The organism is Magnetospirillum moscoviense (assembly GCF_001650635.1).
GTDB classification, from domain to species: domain Bacteria; phylum Pseudomonadota; class Alphaproteobacteria; order Rhodospirillales; family Magnetospirillaceae; genus Magnetospirillum; species Magnetospirillum moscoviense.
In genome coordinates this window covers 23,626-46,873 of the sequence record NZ_LWQU01000122.1, presented here as the reverse complement: position 1 = coordinate 46,873, position 23,248 = coordinate 23,626, and the positions used below count along the sequence as shown (strand labels likewise).

General features: G+C 67.6%; 21 protein-coding genes. 4 read left to right on the top strand and 17 right to left on the bottom strand.

Features of this window, described 5'->3' with window-relative positions:
- Window positions 1-24: 24 nt before the first annotated feature.
- The 4 genes from A6A05_RS06460 to mog are packed head-to-tail and all read left to right on the top strand — an operon-like array spanning window position 25 to window position 5,277.
- On the top strand, window positions 25-1,905 hold the full coding sequence (locus tag A6A05_RS06460) for a polysaccharide biosynthesis protein (protein WP_068498606.1): 1,881 nt from the start codon (window positions 25-27) through the stop codon (window positions 1,903-1,905).
- Entirely contained in the window at window positions 1,905-3,980 is a 2,076-nt protein-coding gene (locus A6A05_RS06455) for a heparinase II/III domain-containing protein (protein WP_068498604.1), read from the top strand. The genes A6A05_RS06460 and A6A05_RS06455 overlap by 1 nt, the downstream gene beginning before the upstream one ends.
- 10 nt (window positions 3,981-3,990) lie before the next feature.
- Window positions 3,991-4,743, top strand: a complete 753-nt coding sequence (locus tag A6A05_RS06450; RefSeq protein WP_068498602.1) for a YkgJ family cysteine cluster protein — start codon at window positions 3,991-3,993, stop codon at window positions 4,741-4,743.
- Between the two features lie 3 nt (window positions 4,744-4,746).
- Window positions 4,747-5,277 (top strand): molybdopterin adenylyltransferase, encoded by a 531-nt coding sequence (gene mog / locus A6A05_RS06445; protein WP_068498601.1) that lies wholly within the window; start codon window positions 4,747-4,749, stop codon window positions 5,275-5,277.
- Here mog and A6A05_RS06440 read toward each other — a convergent pair whose 3' ends face one another.
- From A6A05_RS06440 to ccoO, 17 genes are all read right to left on the bottom strand, one after another.
- Entirely contained in the window at window positions 5,278-7,668 is a 2,391-nt protein-coding gene (locus A6A05_RS06440) for a DUF748 domain-containing protein (protein WP_156520939.1), read from the bottom strand.
- Between the two features lie 9 nt (window positions 7,669-7,677).
- A complete protein-coding gene (locus A6A05_RS06435) occupies window positions 7,678-9,411 on the bottom strand; it encodes a sensor domain-containing diguanylate cyclase (RefSeq protein ID WP_216635766.1) in 1,734 nt (577 codons plus the stop codon).
- 56 nt (window positions 9,412-9,467) lie between these two features.
- Entirely contained in the window at window positions 9,468-10,880 is a 1,413-nt protein-coding gene (locus tag A6A05_RS06430; protein ID WP_068498595.1) for a diguanylate cyclase, read from the bottom strand.
- A gap of 88 nt (window positions 10,881-10,968) precedes the next feature.
- Window positions 10,969-11,985 (bottom strand): NAD(P)/FAD-dependent oxidoreductase, encoded by a 1,017-nt coding sequence (locus A6A05_RS06425; protein WP_068498593.1) that lies wholly within the window; start codon window positions 11,983-11,985, stop codon window positions 10,969-10,971.
- 14 nt (window positions 11,986-11,999) lie between these two features.
- Entirely contained in the window at window positions 12,000-12,866 is an 867-nt protein-coding gene (locus A6A05_RS06420) for a TIGR01459 family HAD-type hydrolase (protein ID WP_082910749.1), read from the bottom strand.
- The gene (locus A6A05_RS06415; RefSeq protein WP_068498588.1) at window positions 12,863-13,924 is read right to left on the bottom strand and encodes a quinone-dependent dihydroorotate dehydrogenase; all 1,062 of its coding nucleotides are present in this window, start codon (window positions 13,922-13,924) and stop codon (window positions 12,863-12,865) included. The genes A6A05_RS06420 and A6A05_RS06415 overlap by 4 nt, the downstream gene beginning before the upstream one ends.
- 1 nt (window position 13,925) lies before the next feature.
- Window positions 13,926-14,270 carry a DUF952 domain-containing protein gene (locus A6A05_RS06410; RefSeq protein WP_068498587.1) on the bottom strand — a complete coding sequence of 115 codons (345 nt, stop codon included), beginning with the start codon at window positions 14,268-14,270 and terminating at the stop codon, window positions 13,926-13,928.
- Entirely contained in the window at window positions 14,267-15,121 is an 855-nt protein-coding gene (gene panC, locus A6A05_RS06405; protein ID WP_068498585.1) for a pantoate--beta-alanine ligase, read from the bottom strand. The genes A6A05_RS06410 and panC overlap by 4 nt, the downstream gene beginning before the upstream one ends.
- Window positions 15,122-15,133: 12 nt before the next feature.
- Window positions 15,134-15,967, bottom strand: coding sequence for a 3-methyl-2-oxobutanoate hydroxymethyltransferase (gene panB, locus A6A05_RS06400; RefSeq protein WP_068498582.1), 834 nt, complete (start codon window positions 15,965-15,967; stop codon window positions 15,134-15,136).
- Between the two features lie 16 nt (window positions 15,968-15,983).
- The gene (locus tag A6A05_RS06395) at window positions 15,984-16,739 is read right to left on the bottom strand and encodes a helix-turn-helix domain-containing protein (protein ID WP_082910747.1); all 756 of its coding nucleotides are present in this window, start codon (window positions 16,737-16,739) and stop codon (window positions 15,984-15,986) included.
- 22 nt (window positions 16,740-16,761) lie between these two features.
- On the bottom strand, window positions 16,762-16,962 hold the full coding sequence (gene ccoS / locus A6A05_RS06390; RefSeq protein WP_156520938.1) for a cbb3-type cytochrome oxidase assembly protein CcoS: 201 nt from the start codon (window positions 16,960-16,962) through the stop codon (window positions 16,762-16,764).
- On the bottom strand, window positions 16,959-19,298 hold the full coding sequence (locus A6A05_RS06385) for a heavy metal translocating P-type ATPase metal-binding domain-containing protein (RefSeq protein ID WP_068498580.1): 2,340 nt from the start codon (window positions 19,296-19,298) through the stop codon (window positions 16,959-16,961). The genes ccoS and A6A05_RS06385 overlap by 4 nt, the downstream gene beginning before the upstream one ends.
- Complete coding sequence (locus tag A6A05_RS06380; protein ID WP_068498579.1) at window positions 19,295-19,783, bottom strand: FixH family protein; 489 nt, start codon at window positions 19,781-19,783, stop codon at window positions 19,295-19,297. The genes A6A05_RS06385 and A6A05_RS06380 overlap by 4 nt, the downstream gene beginning before the upstream one ends.
- Window positions 19,784-19,796: 13 nt before the next feature.
- Complete coding sequence (gene ccoG, locus A6A05_RS06375) at window positions 19,797-21,227, bottom strand: cytochrome c oxidase accessory protein CcoG (protein ID WP_068498577.1); 1,431 nt, start codon at window positions 21,225-21,227, stop codon at window positions 19,797-19,799.
- A gap of 248 nt (window positions 21,228-21,475) precedes the next feature.
- On the bottom strand, window positions 21,476-22,339 hold the full coding sequence (gene ccoP, locus A6A05_RS06370; RefSeq protein WP_068498575.1) for a cytochrome-c oxidase, cbb3-type subunit III: 864 nt from the start codon (window positions 22,337-22,339) through the stop codon (window positions 21,476-21,478).
- Window position 22,340: 1 nt separating this feature from the next.
- Window positions 22,341-22,505, bottom strand: coding sequence for a cbb3-type cytochrome oxidase subunit 3 (locus A6A05_RS20010; protein ID WP_082910745.1), 165 nt, complete (start codon window positions 22,503-22,505; stop codon window positions 22,341-22,343).
- A 14-nt stretch (window positions 22,506-22,519) separates the two neighbouring features.
- Window positions 22,520-23,248: a cytochrome-c oxidase, cbb3-type subunit II gene (gene ccoO / locus A6A05_RS06365; RefSeq protein WP_068498574.1), complete on the bottom strand. Its 729-nt coding sequence runs from the start codon at window positions 23,246-23,248 to the stop codon at window positions 22,520-22,522.

Here is a 23,248-nt window from a genome sequence, read left to right as displayed (position 1 = left end):
GCCAAGTCCGCTAATGATCCGATCATGCGCGTGAAACCGATTCTGCACCGTGGCCATGTCGCCTTCGCCCATGACGTGATCATGGCCGCCCTGTCGTTCCTGGCCGCCGTCCACCTGCGTCAGGGCGAACTGGCGATGCCCGGCTGGGACGCCGCCATGATGGCGATCGCCACCATGGCCTTCACCCTGACCGCCGCCGCCGCCTTCCTGATGTCGCGGATGTACAAGGGGGTGTGGCGCTATGCCTCGGTCAACGATCTGATGACGCTGACCCGTGGCGCCACCCTGACCATCCTGATCTTCACCGTGCTGATGTTCCTGGTCACCCGCCTGCAGGATCTGCCGCGCTCGGTGCCGGTGATCAACTGGTTCGTGCTGCTGGCCCTGTTGGGCGGCCCGCGCTTTCTGTATCGGTCGTGGAAGGATCGTCGCCGCTCGGCCAAGAACGCCGCCGGCGGCACCCGGGTTCCGGTCCTGCTGGTCGGCGCCGGCGACGAGGCCGAGCTGTTCATCCGCGCCACCATGGCGCCCGACGCCGAATATCGGGCCATCGGCCTGATCTCGGATGGCGGCGGCCGGGTCGGACGCAACATCCACGGCATCGACGTGCTGGGCTCGACCGCCGAGCTCGAATCGGTGATGGCCCGCCTCAAGGCCGCCGGCAGCCTGCCGCAGCGGCTGATCGTCACCGACCACCGCCTGGATGGCGGCGAGATGCGCCGCCTGCTGGACCAGGCCGACCGCCTGGGCCTGCCGCTGGCCCGTATCCCCCGCCTGACCGACCTGAAGGACGGTGTCGAGGACAAGCTGACCATCCGCCCGATCGCCGTCGAGGACCTGCTGGGCCGGCCGCAGACCGTGCTGGACCGCGAGGGCATGGAGGCCCTGATCAAGGGCAAGCGCGTGCTGGTGACCGGGGCCGGCGGCTCGATCGGCTCGGAACTGGTGCGCCAGATTTCCGACTGGGCGCCGGAAAGCCTGGTGCTGTTCGAGGCCTGCGAGTTCAATCTTTACACCATCGACCTGGAACTGGCCGGCCGCCACCCCGACCTGGCCCGTCACCCGGTGCTGGGCGATGTCCGCGACGCCACCCGGATCGACGACGCCATGCGCGCCCACCGGCCCGAGCTGGTGTTCCACGCCGCCGCCCTGAAACACGTTCCGATGGTGGAATGGAACCCCGACGAGGGATTGCTGACCAACGCCGTCGGCACCCGCAATGTCGCCGATGCCTGCGCCGCCCACGGGGTTCGGCTGATGGTGCAGATCTCGACCGACAAGGCGGTCAACCCGACCAACGTCATGGGGGCGTCCAAGCGCGTCGCCGAGATGTACGCCCAGGCCCTGGACCTGTCGGGCATCAGCACCCGTTATGTCACCGTGCGGTTCGGCAACGTGCTGGGCTCGACCGGCTCGGTGGTGCCGCTGTTCCAGAAGCAACTGGCCGAGGGTGGGCCGCTGACCGTCACCGACCCCGAGATGACCCGCTATTTCATGACGGTGCGCGAGGCGGTCGAACTGGTCCTGCAGGCCTCGGCCTTCGGCGACGCCCATCCCGATTATCGCGGCAAGATCTTCGTGCTGGATATGGGCGAGCCGGTCCGCATCGTCCACCTGGCCCGCCAGATGATCCGCCTGGCCGGCCTGCGCCCCGATATCGACATCAAGATCGCCTTCACCGGACTGCGCCCCGGCGAGAAATTGTTCGAGGAAATCTTCCACGGCGCCGAGCCGCCGGTCGCCACCGACCGCGAGGGCATCCTGGTGGCCACGCCCCGCTCGGTCGATGTGGCCGAACTGGCCGCCGAACTGCACAACCTGGAAGGCGAATGCCGCGCCCACGACGCCCCGGCCGCCATCGCCCGCCTGCGCCGGCTGGTGCCCGAATACGCGCCCAAGCCCTGATGTCGCTGACCCACCTTATCCGCCACGCCCTGACCATGTCGCCCACCGAGGCGGCGGCCAAGACAATCCGTTACGCCACCAGAACAATAGGCCGGCGGCTGGTCGGCAAGATGCTGCGCAGGCAAAGCACCTTCCCGCCGCCCGAGCAGGTCCGGGGCGCGCTGATCCGTCGTTTCCACGCCCCCGACCGCGCGCCTCTGGAGGCCAACGCCGATTCCTTGCGGAGGCTGGCCGCCGATGTGCTGGCGCATCGCTTCGACCTGTTGGGGTCGGGGCCGGTGGTGGTGGCGCACGGGGCGCGCTTCGCCGGGTTCGGCCGCCATCGCTATGGCCCCGGCCGCGCGCTGGGCGCCGACTGGAAGGCGGCCATCGTCGCCCAGGCCACGCCGGGCAACCGGGTGCAGGTGATGATCCTGCTCGATTGCCTGACCAATCCCGATTACCGCCCGATCGACTGGCATGTGGATTTCAAGTCGGGCTATCGCTGGCAGCCCGACACCTTCGGCCCCAGCGTCGCCTATGGCCACAAGCCGGGCGTGGACGTCAAGGTGCCGTGGGAACTGGCCCGGCTGCAGCACCTGCCCGGCCTGGCCCTGGCCTTCGGACTGGATAATGATCGGCGCCTGGCTGACGAGTTCCACGACCAGGTACTGGACTTCCTGGCCGCCAACCCGCCCGGCTGGGGGGTCAACTGGGCCTGCCCGATGGACGTGGCGATCCGCGCCGTCAACATCATCGTCGCGCTGGACCTGTTCCAGGCCGGCGGCGCCACCTTCGACGAGGATTTCCACGCCTTCGTCGCCACCGCCCTGCTGGCCCATGCCCGCCATGTCGCCGGCCATCTGGAATGGAACGAGGCCCATCGCGGCAACCACTTCCTGGCCGACATCTGCGGCCTGGCCTGGATCGCCGCCACCCTGCCCGCCACCCCCGAGACCGACATTTACCTGGCCCTGGCGATCCGCTGGCTGCAGGTGGAAATCCCCCGCCAGTTCGATGCCCAGGGCGCCAATTTCGAGGCCTCGACCGCCTATCACCGCCTGTCGGCGGAAATGGCCATCCATACCGTGGCGATGATCAACGGCCTGCCCGAAGCGCGCCGGGTCACCGACTATGATCACCGCCTGTGGCGGCGCCGGCCCGCCTTGCCGCCCGGTCCCATCGCCTGGCCGCCCTTCGGCCCCGAATGCCTGTCCCGTTTGGCCGGCGCCGCCCGTTTCGCAGCCGATACGACCATGCCGTCGGGCCGCATGGTCCAGATCGGCGACAATGATTCCGGCCGCTTCCTGATCTTGACCCCCGGCCTGGACGGGCTGGACCCGGGGGCGCTGATCGCCGCCGCCCAGGGGTTGGTGCGGGTGGACCTGGCCGCCCCGCCCCGGGCCGCCCTCGAGACCGAGCTGGTCCGCCAATTGTCCGGCGGGCCGGTCGAGGTCACCATCCCCGCCGCCGTCTGGCCGGCTGGGAATGCCGCCTTCACCCCGGCCATCCGGCTCGAGATCGTGCCGCCCGATGCGACGGCGCTGGGTGGCCTGACCGCCATCGCCTCTCCGGAATTCGGATTGTTCCTGTGGCGAAACGACAGGACCTTCATCTCGGTGCGCTGCGGCCCGGTCGGCCAGAACGGCAATGGCGGCCATGCCCACAACGACCAGCTGGCGGTCGAGATCGAGATCGACGGCATCGGCTGGGCCACCGACCCGGGCACCGGAATCTATACCCCCGACCTGTCGATACGCAATCGCTACCGTTCTGTCCTGGCCCATTTCGCGCCGCGCCTGGGCGAGCGCGAGCCGGCGGCCCTGCTGGCCCCGTTCCGGCTCGAGGATTGCGCCCAGGCCCAGGCGATCCGCTTCACCGCCGTGGAATTCGTCGGAACCCACCATGGCTTCGGCCAGCCGGTGACCCGCCGGGTGTCCATCGAGCCCGGCCGTATCGTCATCGAGGACAGCGCCGGCCACTTGGCGCCCGGCACCCATGTGGTGACCTCGCCCGACCAGTTGGCCCGGTTGTGGGGTCTGACGGTGCCGTTCTCGGCCGGCTACGGCTTGCCAAACCCGCCCGCCGGGCTGTAGGACTGAACCCATGGACACGCGCTTTTCCTGCACCGCCTGCGGCAAGTGCTGCTTCGGCTGGGTGCCGCTCACCATCCCCGAGGCGCTGGCTCATGCCGGCCGCTTCCCCTTGGCCATGGTGTGGTCGCCGCTTCGCGCCACCCCCGGCCGCGAGCCCGGCGCCGGGGTCGGTCTGCTGGTCCCGGTCGGGCCGGGCCGGCTGTTGCCGGTGCGGGTGGCGCCGACCGCCTATATCCCGCCCAGCTTCCGCTGCCCGGAACTGCAATCCGATGGGCTGTGCGGCATTCACCACTCCAAACCGATCCGCTGCCGCACCATGCCGGTGGCGGGCTGGCGCGCCCCCGACGATCAGGCCGACCTGCTGACGCCCCGGCCCGGCTGGGAGTGCGACATCGGCGAGAGTGCGCCGGTGGTGGTTCAAGACGGCAGGATCGTCGACGACACCGACTGGCGGGCCGAACACGACGCCCTGCTCGCCGACCAGCCAGCCATCCGGGCCTTCGCCGCCATGGTGATGCAGGCCGAACCGCGCATGGGCCAGATTCTGGCCCAGACCGCCGCCCAGGCCGGCGGCAACGTGGTGATGGGCTTCGGACCATTGCTGCGCCAATTGGCCGGCACCGACGTCGCCCTGGTGGCGTCCCGCCAGCGCCCGGTGCTGGAGGATTTCGCCGCCCGCACCGCCGCTGATCCCGGCCTGGCCGATTATCACGCCCGCTACACCAGTTGGTCGGCCGACCTGGCCCGCCTGTCGAGGACTTAAGCCATGATTGCCAAGATCGGTTTCGTCACCGTGTCCGACCGCGCCTCGACCGGCGTTTATCAGGATCTGGGCGGACCGGCGATGGTGGAGTGGATCACCAAGGCGCTGACCAGCCCGTGGCAGGCGGTCAGCCGCCTGATCCCCGACGACCAGCCGACCATCGAGGCGACCTTGCGCGACCTGGCCGACCAGGACGGATGCTGCCTGATCCTGACCACCGGCGGCACCGGCCCGGCCAAGCGCGACGTCACCCCCGAGGCGACCGAGGCGGTGTGCGAAAAGATGATGCCGGGCTTCGGCGAGCTGATGCGGACGGAAAGCCTGAAGGTGGTGCCGACCGCCATCTTGTCGCGCCAGACCGCCGGCATCCGCGGCGCCAGCCTGATCGTCAACCTGCCCGGCAAGCCCAGCGCCATCGCCGATTGCCTGGCCGCGGTGATGCCGGCCATCCCCTATTGCGTCGACCTGATCGGCGGCCCGTTCCTGGAGACCGACCCGGCGGTGTGCCAGGCGTTCCGGCCCAAGCAGAAATAATCACAACATCAGCAGCACGCCGGGCTGCGAATTCTTGTCGGAACCGACCCGCGACCGGCAGGTGAACAGACGGCCGGGATCGATGCCGGCGCGTTCGACCAGATAGGTCTTGGCCGCCTGGGCCCGGGAATCGGCCAGCGCCAGCAGGCGTTCGGTGTCGGGGGGCGTGGCCGGTTCCTTGCCGACCAGGGTCTGCAGTCGGGCCAGCAGGCTGCCGGCGCGGATCAGCGCGCTCCAATCCTCGTGGGTGTCGGCGGTGCCGCAGACCGACAATTTCAGCCCCGGACGCTGGCGCAACAGGCCGCCAACCGTCCCCAACTGCTCGAGCGCCGGACCTTCCAGCTGGTTGGAGCCGGCGGCGAAGCGCAACGGCTCCAGCCCCAGGCGGGGCTTTTCCGCCTCGTCGATCACCAGCCCGATCAGGGCGGCGACCGGAAAGGCCACCTTCAGCGTGGTCAGCACCGTCGATTTCAGGGCGCCGGCCACCGCCTGGCCGACGGCGTCGGACACGTCGAAATCGGGATTGGTCAACTCGCCCTTGACCGGGATGGTCAGGCGGATGCGGCCCTCGGAATCGCGCAATAGGTCCAGCACCGTCTCGATCGGCATGTCGGCCTGCTTGGCCAGCTTCGCGTTGGGATCGGGCTGGGCGACGTAAAGCTGGGTCAGGGTCAGCTCCAACTGACCGGTCAGGCGACCGTTGTCGGTGCTGGCCTTGATGTCGGCGTCCAACTGGCCGGTATGCAGATGCACCCCCAGCACGTCGGCGGCATAGGGCGACAGCACCGGCAAGTCGATGGCCCGCGCGGTAACGGCGACGCGGCCGGCGAAGGTATCGGCGAACGGCCGGATATCACCCGAGGCCGTGATGCGGCCCTCGCCCAGCCGGGCCTTCAGGGTGAACGGGCTATCGCGGCCGGGCCGGGTGCTGTCGAGGTCCTTGGCGGTCAGGTCCAGCCCGTCCAGGGCCAGCCGCACCGGCTCGGCGGGCACGCGGTCCTCGTATTCCAGGCGCGAGCGGCCGTCGATGCGCAGCCGGCCGACGGCGAAGGACGGCATCTCGCCACCGCCGTCATCGCCTTGGCCCAACCCGACCCAGCCGGTCTTCAGCCGCGTCACCCTGATCAGCGCGCCGGTGATGTTGGCCGCGGCCACCGTCACCCGACCATCGGGATCGACGTGCAGCCCTTCCAGACCGACCTGACGGCTTTCCAACCGGCGGGGAAAGGCCTCGGCGCCCTTGCCGGCCAAGGCCGCCAGCATGCGAAAGTCGATCCGGCCGATGGTCGCCGGCTGACCGGCGGCCAGTTGGATGCCGCGGGCGTCGATCCGGTCGGCGCTCAGCCACTCCCGGTCCGGCTGATGGATCGACACCCCGTCGGCCACCAATTCGGCCTGGCCGGTCAGCGGCGGCAGGATGCCGAAGGCCTTGGCCGGCATCAGGGTGCCGTCGATGGTCAGGCGGCGATTGGCGATGGTCATGTCGCCGGTGATGACCCGCAGATTGTCGATCACGCTTTTGCCGGTCACGGCCCGGGTGGCCAGCGATGCAGTGCCGGTCCATTCCAGCCGCTCGGCCGAGATGCGGCCGCCGTCCCAGGCCAGGGCGGCGCCCGCCACCGCGAACCGGCCATCGGCGGACAGGCTGTCCGGTTCGCCCTCGACCTTGATGCGCGCGTCAAGCACGCCGCCCGGCGGGGTGATGCCGGCACCTTTGGCCAACTCGGCCAGGCTGCCCAGATCGAACCGGGCGATGTCGAGGGTCACGGCCAGCGCCGGCCGGTCGGCGAACGGGGTGGCGTGGCCCGAAAGCGTCAGCGGCGCGCCGTTGATCCGGCCGGCCAGGCGAAAGCGGGCCGGCTGGTCTGGCGCCCAGCTCTTCAGGTCGGTCAGGTCGAAGCGGTCGATGGCGATGGTCGCCTTGAACGACCCGTCGGACAGGTGGAAGGTGCTGTTGGTCAGGGCCAGGGCGGCGATGTCGAAGCTCCAGGAATCGCCGCCGGCGCCGCCGCTGGCCGCCACCGGCAATCCGTTGACCTCGATTTTGGTGCCGACGCGGCGCGCCTCGACCGTGACGCCGGCCAGGTCCAGCCGTTCGACCTCGACCCGCTTCGACAAAAGCGGCTTCCAGCGGAACCGCAAATCCAGGCCGTCGATGCCCAGTGCCTTGCCCAGGCTGGGGCCGGCTTCCATGCTTTTGACGACGATGGCGCCGTTGAACAGCGACAAATCGGCATGGGCGATGGCCACCTGGGTCCAGCCCATTTGATGCAGAACGCGGTTCAGGGCCCAGCGCAACCCGGCATCCGGCCCCCAATGGGCCAGCCCGGCCAGGGCCGCCAGCACCAGTGCCGCCACCCCACCCCAGATTGCCCGCCGACGCCCGGTCACAGAGCGCCTCTAGCCCGCTTCGACCCGGTTGCGGCCGGCTTCCTTGGCACGGTACAGCGCCTGGTCGGCGCGGTTCAGCAAGATATCGACCGCCACGTCCTCGGGCCGGCAGGTGGTCAAGCCGATGCTGGCGGTGATGCCGATGGCGCCGCCATCGGCCAGCTTCAGTCGCAGCGCCTCGATATTGCCCCGCAGCCGCTCGGCCACCTCGAGCGCGCCGGACAGCCCGGTCTCGGGCAGCATGATGGCGAATTCCTCGCCGCCCATGCGGCCGATGGCGTCGATGTCGCGCAGCGAATCCTTGCAGGTCGCGACCAATGCCTTCAGCGCGTCGTCGCCGGTGGCGTGACCGTGTCGGTCGTTGATCATCTTGAAGACGTCGACATCAAGCATCAACACCGACATCTCGTGGCCATAGCGCAGACAGCGCTCCATCTCATTGGAGGTCAGGGACAAGATGTTGCGACGATTGTGGGCGCCGGTCAGCGGATCGGTGGTGGCCAGGCGGCGCAGCTCGCGTTCCATCACCTTGCGATCCGAGATGTCGGTCATGATGCCGATGGTGCCGACCGGGCGGCCTTCCTCGTCGCAAAACGCGGTCTTCAGGAACAGCCCGTCAACGCGGCCGCCGCCCGGCAGCATGATCGCCGCCTCGAAGCTGGTCCGCTCGATGGTTCCGGCCATCAGTTCGACGTCCGAGATCGCGTCTTCGTCGGGCAGGGCGGCAGCGCCGTCGCCCGGGCCGAACAGGTCGCGGAAGGCGCGGTTGGCGCTTTGGATGTTGCCTCGGGCGTCGCGGAACCATACCGGGCTGGGCACGGTGTCGGTCAGCCGCTCGGTGAAGCGCCGGGCGGCATCGGCGATCTGACGCATCTCCTCGGCCTTGGCCCGTTGCTCGGCCAGTTCGCGGGTGCGGCTGACCACCCGCATCTCCAGCGTTTCGTTGGCCCGACGCAGGGCCATCACCGCGCGGTTGTGGGCGGTGATGTCGCGCGCCTCGACCATCAGCTCCTGGCCGGTGCGCGACGGCAGCTTGGCGATCTTGACGATCGCGTCGAAGTTCGAGCCGTCCTGGCGGTGCAGCCGAAGCGGCACCGAGGTGTCCTCGGCGATCGCCGTCTCGATCATCTCGCCCTTCAACAGATCGGCGTAATCGGGATGGAAGATCTCTTCCAGGCGGCGGCCCAGCACCGCCTCGGGCTCGGCCGCGCCCAGCATCTTCAGGCCCGCCTGATTGACATAGCGGATCACGCCTGCCACCACATGGCAGACCAGATTCATCGAATTGTCGACCAGCAGGTGGAAGCGGGAATCGCTGTCTTGCGCCGAGCCGGCCAGCTTGCCTTCCTTGGTGATGTCGCGACACGTCACCACCGTCGCGTCGGCGGCGATCTCGCGGGCGCGGTGCACCTGCAGCTCGACATCGCGGGTCAGGCCGTCAAGGCGCTGGATGCGGGTGGGCACCGGCCGGTCCTCGCTGGCCATGCCGGCCAGGAACAGGTCCAGCACCGGACCGTATTCGGGGATCAGGAATTCGGCCATGCGCCGCCCGATCAATTCCTCGGTGGTCTTGCCGCCCAGCATGCGGGCACCCGCCCCGTTGATGGCGGTGATGGCGCCGCCCCGGCACAGGCAGATCAGGTCGCGGCTGACCTCGAGAATCTGCATCATCTCGCCGTCGAAGCGCGGTCCCCGGCGTCGCCGTTCCGTGGCGAGATCGATGATGTTCTGGCCCGGTTCCATGTCCATACCCCTTTCTCGGCCGGCTCTTCCATCCCCCTGGAAGGCGGCCCGTCCCCTTATGGCTGACAGGCATCCACCCGGTCGCGCCCCGATTCCTTGGCCCGATACAAGGCCCCGTCGGCGCGGCCGAGAAAGGTGTCGAACAGCAACTCGTCGGCGTCGCGTTCGGCGACACCGAAGCTGGCGGTCACCGACAACCCTCCGTCCGTCAGGGGGATGATGATCGCCCCAATGGCCCGGCGCAAGCGTTCCGCCACCGCGACCGCCGCATCCAACCCGGTTTCCGGCAACAACACGGCGAATTCCTCGCCGCCCAGGCGGCCCAGAAGGTCGATTTCGCGCAGGCAACCTTGCACCGCGTCGGCGACTTTGCGCAACACCTCGTCGCCGATTCCGTGGCCGTAGGTGTCGTTGACCTTCTTGAAATAGTCGATATCCAGCATCACCACCGAAAGCGGGGTCTGATAGCGTGCCGCGCGCTCGATCTCGATATGGCCGCTGGCCATGAAACGGCGGCGATTGGCGGCGCCGGTCAGGGGGTCGGTGACCGCCAGGCGGTGCAGTTCCTTTTCCAGCGCCTTGCGCTCGCTGATGTCGGTGGCGATACCGATGATGCCGTGCACGGTTTCGTCTTGGGTGAACACCCCCTTGGTGATCAGAAGCGTGCGCTGCTGGTCCCGGGCATCGACCAGCTGGGTCTCGAGCTCGATGCGGGTCTGGTGGCCGCCCAGCAGGGACTGGTCGCCGGCATCCTCGTGCACCGGCATGCGCGCCCCCAGCGCCTGGGCGGCGGTCATGCCGTGCCACTGGTCGGGCCCGATGGCGAACAATTCGCGGAAGGCGCGGTTGGTCAGACGGTAACGCTGCAGGGCATCCTTGAACCATACCGGCTGCGGCATCAGCTCGACCAGGGATTCGGCGAAGGCGCGGGCCTCGGCCAAATCGCGGGTGCGTTCCTCGACCCGGGCTTCCAGGGTGGCGTTCAACTGCTCGATGGTGGAAATCTGCTGCCACGACCGAAGGGCCGCGACCAAGGCGGTGAACAGCTTCTGCGCGGTCAGCTCGGTCTTGGCGCGGTAGTCGTTGATGTCGTAGGCCAGCATCACGTCGCGTTCGGGGGCCTCGCCCGGCTGGCCGGTCCTGAGGATGATGCGCTGGCGGCGGTCGCCCAAATCCTCGCGGATCATGCGGGCCAGATCCAGGCCGGCATGGTCGGTTTCCATCACCACGTCCAGCAGCACCACCGGGATGTCGTGATTGGCCTTCAGGATCCCCTGGGCCTCGCCGGCCGAATGGGCGCTGACGATGGCGAAGGGGCGGCCCTCGAACTGGAAGTCGCGCAGCAGGACCTGGGTCATGCTGTGGACCTGAGGCTCGTCATCCACCACCAGCACCTGCCAGGGATCGGTCCTCTCGGTCTTGGCGCGCGAGCCCTTTTTCAGGGATAGCTTGGTCTTTTCCTCTGCCATCGGCCCCGATCCGTCGTGGAATCCCCCCCGTGGGGCCATCTTCGCAGAGGTCCCGAACGACGCCAACCGGAAAGAAGAAAGGCCCAGGTCAGCGCGGAACGCCCGCGCTGGTCGAGTGCTCGAAATGCAGGGCCTCGCCGGGATGGGCGAATTCATAGGCCGAATGGGCGGCCCTGGCCGCCTCGGCAAAGCCGGTCAGGATCAGCTTCAGCTTGCCGGGATAGGCCGAGATGTCGCCGGCGGCGAAGATGCCCGGCGCACTGGTGGCCATGGTCGCCGGATCGACGGCGATGGTGTTGCGGTCCATGGCCAGCCCCCATTCGGCGATCGGGCCAAGGTTGGTGGCCAGGCCGAAGAACGGCAGCAGGGCGTCGGCCTCCAGGCGGCGGACCTCGCCTTCCAGGGTGGCGACGGTAACCGCCGCCAGCCGGCCGTTATCGCCTTCCAGCCCATGCAGCTGATAGGGCACCACCAGCTCGACCCGGCCGGCATCGGCCAGGTCCTTGAGGCGCGATTCGGATTCGGGGGCGGCGCGGAATTTCGGCCGACGATGCACCACCATCACCCGCTCGGCCAGTTCCGCCAGCGAGATGGCCCAATCGACGGCGGAATCGCCGCCACCGGCGATCACCACCGACTTCCCCCGGAAGTCCTCGCGCCGGGCGACGAAGTAATGGACGCCCAGGCCGGCTCCCTTGCCCTCGAAGGCGGTGATGCCGTCCAAGGGCGGCCGGTTGGGGCCAAACGCGCCCGAGCCGGCGGCGATGATCACCGCCTTGGCGGTGATCTGGGTGCCGTCCGACAGGGTGCAGCGCCAGGAATCGGCCACGCGGTCCAGCCCGACCATCTGGCGGCCCAGATGGATGGTCGGCTTGAAGGCCGCCGCCTGGGCCTCGAGCCGGGCGATCAGCTCGGCCGCCGGCAGACTGGCGAAGCCGGGAATGTCGTAGATCGGCTTTTCCGGGTACAGCGCCATGCATTGGCCGCCGACCGCGTCCAGCGCATCGACCAGATGGCAGCGCATCTTGACCATGCCGCACTGGAACACCGCGAACAGCCCCACCGGGCCGGCCCCCACCACCACCGCATCGGTTTCGTAGTTCATGCAGGTCGAGCCTTTCACCAGTAAAGAGTGGGCAAAGCCGCCAACGGACGGTCGCCATGGCGGGCGACCACTTCGTCCAGGCGGCTGGCATCGGGAATGGCGCCGGGGCGGATGCCCAGTTCCTCGGCATGGATGCCCTGGGTGACGAAGATGGCGCCGATGCCGGCGCCGTTGGCGCCGCGAATATCGGTGTGCAGCGCGTCGCCGACCGCCAGGATGCGGTCCTTCGGCGCCCCCAGGATCGACGACACCTGGCCGTAGATGGCCGGGTCGGGCTTGCCGCGCGTCGATACAAGGCCGCCCAGTTCGGCGTAGCGGCTGGCCAGTTCACCGGCGCACATGATGCGCGCCCCTTGGCGGATCACCACATGGTCGGGATTGGCGCACACCATCGGCAGGCCGCGCCCGACCCCTTCGGCCAGCAACGCCTGGTAATCAGAGATGGTCTCGGTCAGCTCGACCGGCCCGGTATTCAAGATGAAATCGGCCTGGTCCAGCGGCACCGGACGGTAATCCAGCCCGTCATAGACATTGCGGTCGCGATCGGGGCCCAGATGATAGAGCTTGCGGCCCAGCACAGCATAGAAGGGATCGGTGCGGTTCTTCAGCTCCAGATGGACCGCCTCGCCCGAGGACAGCACGAAATCATAGAGCTCGCGGCCGATGCCCATCTTGTCCAGCTGGGCCACCAGCGCGTCGGACCGCCGGGGCGCGTTCGACAGCAACAGCGTGCGCTTGCCGGCGGCGCGGATGGCGACCAGGGCCTCGCGGGCGCCCGCATAGGCCTCGACCCCGTCATGGATCACCCCCCACAAATCGAGAATCAGCCCGTCGAAACGGTCGGCCAGTGCCGACAGCCCATCGATGATCGGAATGGTCACCGGTGATCCGCCCCCACCGCGTCGGCCAGGCAGGCGAAGCCGTCCCGGGCCAGCAGGCCGATCAGGCCGCGATTGACCCGGGTGACCAGGCCGGGGCCTTCATAGATCATCGCCGAGTAAAGCTGGACCAGCGAGGCGCCGGCCCGGATCTTGGCATAGGCCTGTTCCGGGCTGGCGATGCCGCCGACCCCGACCAACGGCAATTTCCCCTGGGTCAGCACATACATGCGGCCCAGCACGGCAGTCGAAGGGGCGAACAGCGGCGCCCCCGACAGGCCGCCGGTTTCCTTGGCGAAAGCCGATTTCAGGCTGTCCGGCCGGGCGATGGTGGTGTTCGACACGATCAGCCCGTCCAGCGCGCCGGCCAGGGCGACGGCGGCGATGTCGGACAGATCCTCGTCGTTCAGATCGGGAGCGATCTTCAGCAACAGCGGCGGGCGCTTGCCCGACGGCACCGCCCGGTCCAGCGCGTCGCGGGTGCGCCCAACCAGCCCTTCCAACTGGTCGCGGCCCTGCAGCGAGCGCAGGCCCGGCGTGTTGGGCGACGACACGTTGATGACCAGATAATCCGACAGCGGCGCCAGGCGAGCGGCGCCCTTTTCGTAATCCGAGGCGGCGTCCTCGGTGTCCTTGTTCTTGCCCAGATTGGACCCGACGATGCCGATGCGCGGCCGCGCTTCCAGGCGCTTGGCCACCGCCTCCAGGCCTTGGTTGTTGAAGCCCATGCGGTTGATGATGGCCCGGTCCTCGGGCAGGCGGAACATCCGGGGCTTGGGATTGCCGGGCTGCGGCCGGGGCGTCACCGAACCGATCTCGACGAAGCCGAAGCCCTGATGCAGCATGGCGTCGGGCACTTCGGCATTCTTGTCGAAGCCGGCGGCCAGGCCGACCGGATTGGGGAAGCGCAGGCCCCACAGGGTGCTTTCCAGCATGGCGGAATCGACGCGCGGTTGGCCGGGCACCAGGCCGCAGGCCAGGGCGCGGACGGTCAGGCCGTGGGCCTTTTCCGGGTCCAGGCTGCGGATGACCGGCCCGGCGAGCTTGAAGTAATCGAACAATTCAGTCCCTCAGCGGCGGGAAGTGATGACGGCCATCGACCAGCGGCAGGTCGTGAACGGCGTTGACCGCCGCCACCGGCAGCGATCCGTAAAGATGCGGGAACACTTGGCCGCCGCGCGCTGTCTCCCACTTCAAGGCCGGACCCAGCCGGGCGGCATCGACCTCCAGTAGCACCAGGCCGTCCTGGCCGGCGCGATGCTTGGCGGCGCTGGCCTCGACCTGAAGCGCGGTCGAGAAATGGATGAAGCCGTCGGCCACATCCTGCGACGAGCCGTCATAGCGCCCTACGGCCTGGGCGGCCCGCCATTCGTCGGCACGGCACATATGGTAGATGGTCGGACTCATGGCTCCACGCCGATATTGTCGATCAGCCGGGTGGCGCCCAGCCGGGCGGCGGCCAGAATGCGGGCCGGCCCGGTCAGATGCGCCATCGGCGCCAGGGTCAGGGCGTCGCGCACCTCGACATAATCGACCGACGCGAAACCGGTGGCCAGCAGGTCGGCGGCGGCCAGATGGCACAGTTCCTCGGACCCCTTGCCGGCCTTCAGGCCCTCGGCCACCGCCTGCAGGGACCGATGCAGCATCGGCGCCACCTTGCGGTCCTCGGCCGACAAATAGGCGTTCCTGGATGACATCGCCAGACCGTCGGCCTCGCGCACCGTCGGCACGCCCACCACCTCGACCGGGATGTCCAGGTCGGTGACCAGCCGGCGGATCACCGTCAATTGCTGCCAGTCCTTCTCGCCGAACAGGGCGACATGGGCCTGGGCCTGTAAAAGCAGCTTGGTCACCACCGTCGCGACACCGTCGAAATGGCCGGGCCGGGCACCGCCGCACAAGCCTTCCGACTCGCCGGCCACCGATACCTTGGAGGCGAAACCTTGCGGATACATCTCGTCGACGGTCGGCGCGAACAGCAGGGCGCAGCCGGCCTGGTCCAGCAATTGGGCGTCGCGTTCCTCTTGGCGGGGATAGCGCGAGAAATCCTCGTTGGGGCCGAACTGGGTCGGGTTGACGAACACCGAGGCGACCACCCGGTCGGCGATGTCCAGTCCGGCGGTGACCAGCGCCAGATGGCCGTCATGCAGCGCCCCCATGGTGGGGACGAAGGCGACCTTGAGGCCCTGGTCGCGCCAATAGCGCACCCGGGCGCGAAGGTCGGCCTTGGAGCGGACGATGTCGAGGGATTCGGCCATGGGCTACGCTCGTCAGATCTTGGGGGGTTTGGGCACGCCGAAGCAATGTTCGGGCGCCGGGAAGGTGCGTGCCTTGACCTCGGCGGCAAAGGTCGCCGCCGCCTGGTCGATGATCGGACCCAATTGGGCATAGCGCTTGACGAATTTCGGGGTGAAATCCGAGAACAGACCGAACATGTCGTCGCTGACCAGAACCTGGCCGTCGCAGGCCGGCGAGGCGCCGATGCCGATGGTCGGGATCATGATCTCGGTGGTCAGCGCGCGGGCGACCGGCTCGACGGTGCCTTCGACCACCACCGAGAAGGCCCCGGCCTCGCACACCGCGCGGGCGTCGGCACGGATGCCCGCCGCTTCCTCGGACTGGCGGCCTTGCGCCCGGAACCCGCCGGCGGCGTGGACCGCCTGTGGCTTCAGCCCGACATGGGCCATCACCGGAATGCCGCGCTCGACCAGGAAGGCGATGGTATCGGCCATCTCGCGGCCGCCTTCCAGCTTGATCGCCGAGCAGCCGGTCTCGACCATCACCCGGGCGGCGTTGCGAAACGCGACCTCCTTGCTTTCCTGATAGCTGCCGAACGGCATATCGACCACCACGCAGGCATGGTCCGAGCCGCGCATCACCGCACGGCCATGATTGATCATCATGTCCAGCGTCACCCCCAGGGTGGTATCCATGCCGTAAAGCACCATCCCCAGCGAATCGCCGACCAGCAGCACATCGACATGGCGGTCCAGCAGGCGCGCGACCGGGGTGGTATAGGCGGTCAGCACGACGATCGGTTCGCCACCCTTGCGGGCGCGGATGTCGCGGGTGGTGACGCGCTTGGCTTGGACTTGGGTGCTCACGGTGGCGATCCTCGCTTCAACCGGTGGGGCCGCCCTCGGCGGTTTCCTTGAGGCGCTTGGTGTCTTGCAGGACCACATGGCCCGAGGCCGGCAGTCCGATGATGCCGTCGCGCTTCAATTGGGTGAAGGTGCGGCTGACCGTCTCGATGGTCAGGCCAAGATAATCGGCGATGTCGGCCCGGCTCATCGGCAGATCGACGGGGCTGGCGGCCAGTCCGCGCTCGACGGCGCGCCGCGACAAGGTGTCGAGGAAGCTGGCCACCTTCTCGCGCGCGGTCTTGCGGCCCAGCAGCAGCATCTGGTCGTGCGCCGCCACCAGGTCCTTGACGGTCATGGTGAACAGCCGGCGTTCCAGCATCGGAATCTCGCCGCGCAACGAATCGAGCTTCCTATGGGTGAAGCGGCACAATTGGGTCTGGGTCAGGGTCTCGGCGGTATAGGCGTAGCCGCCGTCGAGGCCCAGGCCGAACAGATCGCCCGAGAACAGGAACCCGATGATCTGGCGTCGCCCATCTGACAGAAGCTTGTAAAGCTTCACCGCGCCGCCCGAGATGGAATAGACGTGGTCGGCGACGTCGCCCTCGCGGAACACGGTGAAGGCGGCCGGCAACTCGGCGTGGCAGCGCACGCTGGCCAGGCGCTTGATCTCGTCCGACGACAGGTCGGCGCAAAAGGCGATCTCGCGCACGACGTCGCAATTGCGGCATGACGGCCGCGCGAGATCGATTTCGCGTTCTGCCTTGTGGTCTTCAAAGTCCAGTGGTGGCGGCATCACACTCAACCATTCGCCCCCGTCAGCCCGATGACCCGTTGGGACCGGGCGGCGGGGCCGCCTTCGGCTGGGCGGGGGCATCGTCGTCATCTTCGAAAAGAATGCGATGCGCCGCCCCGTCCAGGTCGTCGAACTGACCGGACTTCAGGGCCCACAGGAAGGCCACCAGGCCGATCAGCCCCAGAACCAGAGCCACCGGAATCAGCATCAAAAGATTGGTCAAGCCTTTCTCCCGCGCGTCAGCCGCAGGGCGTTGCCAATTACTACCAGCGACGAGGTCGACATGGCAATCGCCGCGATGAGGGGGGTGACCTGGCCGGCCACCGCCAACGGTACGGTGAAGAGGTTGTAACCCAGGGCCAGCGCGAAATTCTCCATCACCAGACGGCGCGATTTTTCCGCCACCCGCAAGGTCTCCAGCACCGGGGCCAGGCGCTCGCCCTGGAACACCACGTCGGCGGCGGTCTGGCTGACATCGACCGCACTGGACGGCGAGGCCGAGACATGGGCGGCGGCCAGGGCTGGGGCGTCGTTCAATCCGTCGCCGACCATCAGCACCTTGTGTCCCTGCCCCTTCAGCTGTTCAAGCCGGGCCACCTTGTCGGCCGGGGTGCAGCCGGCCCGCCAGGTGTCGATGCCCAATTCGGCAGCCAGCAGCCGCACGGTCGCCTCGCGGTCGCCCGACAACAGCTCGACGGTCAGGCCGCGCGTTTTCAGGTCCCGCACCATCGCCGCCGCATCCGGTCGCGGTCCATCCTGGAAGGCGAAGCGCACCGGGGCCACGCCCGGCCGGTCCAGCCACAATTCCGGCCCCTGGGCATGTTCGTCGTCGGCGATGCCCAGCCAGGCGCGGCTGCCCAGACGGATGGCGCCGGCGACCATGCCGCGGCCCGGTTCCTCGCGGAGATCGGGGGCCAGCCCCACCGATGGCGCCGCCGATGCCAGCGCCTTGGCCAGCGGATGGTGCGAGCCGGCGGCCAGACGGGCGGCGTCCGCCAGGTCGGTGGCGTTCCAGCCGCCATTCTCGACCAATACAGGGCGGCCCAGGGTCAGGGTGCCGGTCTTGTCGAACACCACCCGGTCGATTTCGGCGAAGCGTTCCAGCGCGGTGGCCGATTTCAGCAAGATGCCCTGACGCAGCAGCCGGCCCGATGCGATCACCTGGACCACCGGCACCGCCAGGGCCAGGGCGCACGGACAGGTGATGATCAGCACCGCAACCGCATGCAGCAGCGCCACCTGCCAGGGGATCGAGCCCAGCAGCACCCAGCCCAGGAAGGTGACGAGAGCGGCGACATGGACGACGGGCGCGTACCACCGCGCCACCCGGTCGGCCAGGGCGACATAGCGGGCGCGGCCCTGCTCGGCCACCTCCATCATGCGCACGATCTCGGCCAGCAGGGTCCGCTCGCCCACCGCATCGACGGTCAGGCGCAGCGGCCCCGACAGGTTGATGGTGCCGGCGAACACCCGCGCGCCGGGTCCGATGGCGGCCGGTACCGTCTCGCCGGTGATCAGGCTGGTATCGACATCCGACACACCCTCGGCGACCAGTCCATCGACGCCGATCCGCTCGCCGGCCGCCACCAGCACGGTCTGGCCGACCGCCACCTGGGTCGGCGGCACCAGCTTCTGGGTGCCGTCGGCTTCCAGCACGGTGACGGCGACGGCGTCGAGCGCCAGCAGATGTTCCGCCGCCGAGCGGGCGCGCCCCCTGGCCCGGCTGTCGAGATAGCGCCCGATCAGCAGGAAGAACAACAGCGTGATGGCCGAATCGAAATAGGCATGTTCGCCCGAGCGGATAGTTTCGGCCAGGCTCATGGCTGAGGCCAGGGTCACACCCAGGGTGATCGGCACGTCCATGTTGGTGCGCCCGCCGCGCAACGCGGCAAAGGCAGAGCGGGCGAAAGGCCGCACGCAATACAGCACCGCTGGCAGCACGATCAGCGCGCTGATCCAATGCATCAGGTCGCGGGTCGCCGGCCCCATATAGGAAAAATGCCCGGCCCACACCGACACCGACAGCAGCATGACGTTGCCGGCGGCGAAGCCGGCCACGGCCATGGCACGCAGCAGGTCCTTTTCCGCCTTGTCGGTCTCGCGGCCCAGCTTGGCCGGGTCGAACGGCACCAGGCGATAGCCGACCTTGAAGACCGGGGCCAGGAAGGTGCCGGGATCGACCTGATCGGGCCGCCAGCGCACCACCAGGCGCCGGGTGGTCATGTTGACCCGCGCCCAGGTGACACCAGGCTGGCGCGACAGCAGCGCCTCGATCAGCCAGACGCAGGCGGCGCAGTGAATGCCCTCGACCATCAGGTTCAGGCTGGCTTCGCCGTTATCGCCCTGCTGGACATGGGCGGAAACGTCATGGAAGGCCGAGGCGGCCTCGTCCGGGCGGGTCGGCCGGGCGTTGGGATCAAGCGAACGGCGCGCGTAATAGCGCTCGAGCCCCAGCCCCTGGACCAGCTCGAAGGCGCCCTCGCAGCCCCGACAGCAGAACTCGCCGCCCAGCGAGGCCGGAACCGGCGACCCGCAATGACGGCACGGTCTTTCGATCACGGAACCACGATGCGCTGGCTGTGCTGATAGGAAACGCCTTCGCCAAGGGCCGCCATCTCCAGATCCCACACCCCGTTCAAGGGCAGGTCGTAATGGCCGCCATAGCGCCCACCGCCCAGCGGGGCCAGGGTGATCTGGTGATCAAAGCCGCCCAGGGTCGGACGGATCACCGAAGCGGTCACCGCCAGCCCTTCGACCGGCTTGCCGTCGCGGTCCTTGTAGGCGATGTCGATATCCACGCCAGGCTGCACGCCGGCCACCGGCTTCAGCTTGGTATCGACCGTCCAGCCCATGTCGGCCTGGGCCTTGGCCGCCTCGAGCGCACGGTTGTAAAGACGGCCCTTTTCATAGGCGTCGGTTTCCGCCAGACCGGTGAAGGTCGAGGTGGCGAAATAGGCCAAGGTCGCGTTGACCCCGATGACCACCAGGAAGGCGCCGACGAAGATATAGGGATACCACCAGCCGCGTTGGCGGGTCTTTTCCATGCTCGTCATATCCTTATGGCCCCGCGAAGAGTGATTCGGTGCGGAGCGTGCTCCCCTCGGACAATTCCGTCAACTCGAAGAAGATCGGGGTCTTTTTGCCCCTAAGGTTGCCTTCCGGCACATCGACATAGACGCGGAAGGTGCCGATATCGTCGCCGGTCACCTGCAGCTCGGTCTCGGCCACACGGGTGGCACCGCCCACCACGCTCAAGGTGGCGCCCTCGAGACCGGTCACCTTGACCCGGTAGGTCCGGTCCTTGCGGATCATGTTCAGCACCTTGTAGGTGTAGCCGTTGCGGATTGCGCCGTCGGACTGCACCACGAACAAGGGCGTGCGTTCGTGAAGCACGTTGGCCTCGGTGGTGCGCCGGGTCCCCAGCGAAATCATCATGCCGGCGGCGATGACCACGATCAGGGCGGTGTAGAGCAGGGTGCGCGGACGGATCAGCTTGGTCTCGCCCTTGGTGCCCTTGGCGCGGGCCTCGACATTGTTGGCCGAATCATAGCTGATCAGGTGCGGCGGCAAACCGTACTTCTTCATCACCGTGTCGCAGGCGTCGGCGCACAGGCCGCAACCGATGCAGCCCATCTGCAGGCCTTCGCGGATGTCGATGCCGGTCGGGCAGGCCTGGACGCAGGCCTTGCAATCGATGCAATGGCCGCGGCCTTCGAAACTGCCGCCCTTGCGCATCGGGGCGCGCGGCTCGCCGCGCCAGGTCTCGTAATTGATGATCAGCGAATGCTCGTCCAGCATCGACGACTGGAAGCGCGAATAGGGGCACATGTACAGGCACACCTGCTCGCGGGCGAAACCGGCCAGCAGATAGCAGAAGCCGCCGATGATGAAGATGCACGAATAGGCGCCGATCGACGCTTCCAGCGTCAGGATTTCCTTCAGGGTCTGGAAGGCGTCGCCGAAGAACAGCACGAACGAGGCGCCGCACGCCGCCGAAATCAGCAGCCACACCGCATGGACGATGGCGGTCTTGGTGATCTTGTGGGCATCCCACTTGCGCCGGACCAGATTCATGCGGGCCGGGCGGTCGCCGACCACCAGCCTTTCCACCAGGATGAACAGGTCGGTATAGACCGTCTGCCAGCACAGGAAGCCGCACCACACGCGACCGGCCAAGGCCGACATGAAGAACAAGACGATCGCCGCCAGCAGCAACAGGCCGGTCAGGTAATAAACCTCCTGCGGCCAGATCTCGATGAAGAAGAAATAGCCGCGCCCCCCGTCCAGGTCGGCCAGGATGGCCTGGTCCGGCGCGCCGGGCCCGCGATCCCAGCGCAGGAACGGCGCCAGGTGCCAGAAGCCCAGGGTCAGCGCCATCAACCACCACTTAAGGTTCCGGTAGATACCCTTGACCGCGCGCGGGTGGATGATCACCGTCTCGGCGTAAAGCGAGGTGGATTGCTTGGGCGGCGACACATGCTGGTTCATCGCGAAACTTCTCTCCGGGGGCTGAGCCCCTTGCTTTGCGCCCGAAACGGGCGCTCGACCGGGCCATCCAACGATTATCGCCGACATGCGCGCGCGGCACGGCCGGCGTCAACTTAATTTCAGGTAATCGACCAATGACAAATGCCCTGACCCGAAGGCACGCGGTGCGAACCTTCGGGTCAGGACACCAGAAACGGAGAAGGGGTGCGCCCCGCGAACAGAGCGCACCCCGACCCGATTACCTTGGCTTACTTGCCGCCACCCAGCGAGTGGACGTAGACAGCCAGGACCTTGATGGTGCCAGCGTCCAGACGCTCGGTCCAAGCCGGCATCGAGCCGTGCTTGGGCTTGGTGATCTGGGCGATGACGCCTTCCTTGCCGCCCTTGTAGAGCCAAATGTTGTTGTTGAGCGCCGGAGCACCCAGGTCCTTCATGCCAACGCCGCCTTCCTGGTGACAGGCCGAGCAACGTTCAGCGAAAAGGGCCTCGCCGGGCGAACCGGCGGCCGGGGTCTTGGCACTCAGCGACACGACATAGTCGGCCAGCTGGCTGACCTGGTCGGCCGACATGGCGTCGCCGGTACCGAAGGGCAGCATTTCGCTCTGACGCGAATCCGGGTGGGCATTGCGGACACCGAACTTGATGGTCTGTTCGATATCGGCCAGGGAACCACCCCAAATCCATTCGTCATCGGCCAGACGCGGGTAGGCGCCGGGAACACCGACACCGCCGGCGCCGTGACAGGCCGAGCAGTTTTCGCCGAACAGACCCTTACCCGCCGACTGGGCGAAGTTGAGCAGGGCCTTGTCCTTCACGATGTCCTCGGGCGAAGCGTTCTGCAGCTTGGCCATCCACTGGGCGCGCGAAGCCTGCTGAGCCTTCAGATCCTCGGCCACGTTGGCGCGCGAGGAATAGTTCAGCATGCCCTGGGTGTAGCCCGTAGGCGTCGGCCAGGCCGGCATCGCGATCCAGTACCCGATGGCCCACAGCACGCAGGCCCAGAACACATAAACCCACCATTTCGGCAGAGGAGTGTTCAACTCCTTGATGCCGTCCCACTCGTGACCGGTCGTCATCTGACCGGAAACCGAGTCCTTTTCCATCGAAGCCATGTTAGCGCTCCTTGTCGTCGTCGTCCCTCAGGGGAATGTCACCGTACGATTCCAGCCGATCCTTGTTCTTGGGGCGGAAGGCGTAGATGACGATCCCGAGGAACAAAACCATCAACCAAAGTCCCCAGATGGAACGGAGGAACTCAGAAATTTCAATAAGAGTCACTCCGTGTCCCTCCGTTAACGGCGAATGGTTTCCGGCTTAACCTTGGTGAAGTCGACCATGGTGCCGAGGACCTGCAGATAGGCCACCAGAGCATCCATTTCGGTAACCTTCTTGGGGTCACCATCGACATCACCCATGCGGGCCTTCGGGTAGGACTTCAGAACGGCGGCGTCCGGCGAATCGCTGGAAGCCTGTTCGGTCAGATCCTTCACCGCGTTGGCGATCTGAGCATCGGTGTAAGGAACACCGACGATCTTGAGCGCCGTCATGTTGCCCTGGATGCTCGAGGTATCCAGAGCGCGCATGAGGTGCGGATAACCCGGCATGATCGATTCCGGAACGACGTCGCGGGGATTGATCATGTGACGGACATGCCAGTCGTTGGTGTACTTGCCACCCACGCGGGCCAGGTCCGGGCCGGTACGCTTCGACGACCACTGGAAGGGGTGGTCATACTTGGACTCGGCCGCCAGGCTGTAGTGACCATAGCGTTCGACCTCGTCCTTGAACGGACGGATCATCTGGCTATGGCAGTTGTAGCAGCCTTCGCGGACATAGATGTCACGGCCAGCCTGCTCGAGCGGGCTGTACGGACGGACACCGTCGACCTTCTCGATGGTGGATTCGATGTGGAACAGCGGCACGACCTCGACGAGGCCGCCCACGATCACGCACAGCAAAATGCCCACCGCCAGGAAGAAGACGTTGGTTTCGAGATGCTTGTGATGCTTGAAGACAGACAT

Excerpts from the sequence above, each read along its gene's own strand:
- A6A05_RS06460 (WP_068498606.1), top strand. The coding sequence starts at position 25 with ATGCGCGTGAAACCGATTCTGCACCGTGGCCATGTCGCCTTCGCCCAT.
- A6A05_RS06455 (WP_068498604.1), top strand. The coding sequence starts at position 1,905 with ATGTCGCTGACCCACCTTATCCGCCACGCCCTGACCATGTCGCCCACC.
- A6A05_RS06450 (WP_068498602.1), top strand. The coding sequence starts at position 3,991 with ATGGACACGCGCTTTTCCTGCACCGCCTGCGGCAAGTGCTGCTTCGGC.
- mog (WP_068498601.1), top strand. The coding sequence starts at position 4,747 with ATGATTGCCAAGATCGGTTTCGTCACCGTGTCCGACCGCGCCTCGACC.
- A6A05_RS06435 (WP_216635766.1), bottom strand. The coding sequence starts at position 9,411 with ATGGAACCGGGCCAGAACATCATCGATCTCGCCACGGAACGGCGACGC.
- A6A05_RS06430 (WP_068498595.1), bottom strand. The coding sequence starts at position 10,880 with ATGGCAGAGGAAAAGACCAAGCTATCCCTGAAAAAGGGCTCGCGCGCC.
- A6A05_RS06425 (WP_068498593.1), bottom strand. The coding sequence starts at position 11,985 with ATGAACTACGAAACCGATGCGGTGGTGGTGGGGGCCGGCCCGGTGGGG.
- A6A05_RS06410 (WP_068498587.1), bottom strand. The coding sequence starts at position 14,270 with ATGAGTCCGACCATCTACCATATGTGCCGTGCCGACGAATGGCGGGCC.
- panC (WP_068498585.1), bottom strand. The coding sequence starts at position 15,121 with ATGGCCGAATCCCTCGACATCGTCCGCTCCAAGGCCGACCTTCGCGCC.
- A6A05_RS06395 (WP_082910747.1), bottom strand. The coding sequence starts at position 16,739 with ATGCCGCCACCACTGGACTTTGAAGACCACAAGGCAGAACGCGAAATC.
- A6A05_RS06380 (WP_068498579.1), bottom strand. The coding sequence starts at position 19,783 with ATGGAAAAGACCCGCCAACGCGGCTGGTGGTATCCCTATATCTTCGTC.
- ccoG (WP_068498577.1), bottom strand. The coding sequence starts at position 21,227 with ATGAACCAGCATGTGTCGCCGCCCAAGCAATCCACCTCGCTTTACGCC.
- ccoP (WP_068498575.1), bottom strand. The coding sequence starts at position 22,339 with ATGGCTTCGATGGAAAAGGACTCGGTTTCCGGTCAGATGACGACCGGT.
- ccoO (WP_068498574.1), bottom strand. The coding sequence starts at position 23,248 with ATGTCTGTCTTCAAGCATCACAAGCATCTCGAAACCAACGTCTTCTTC.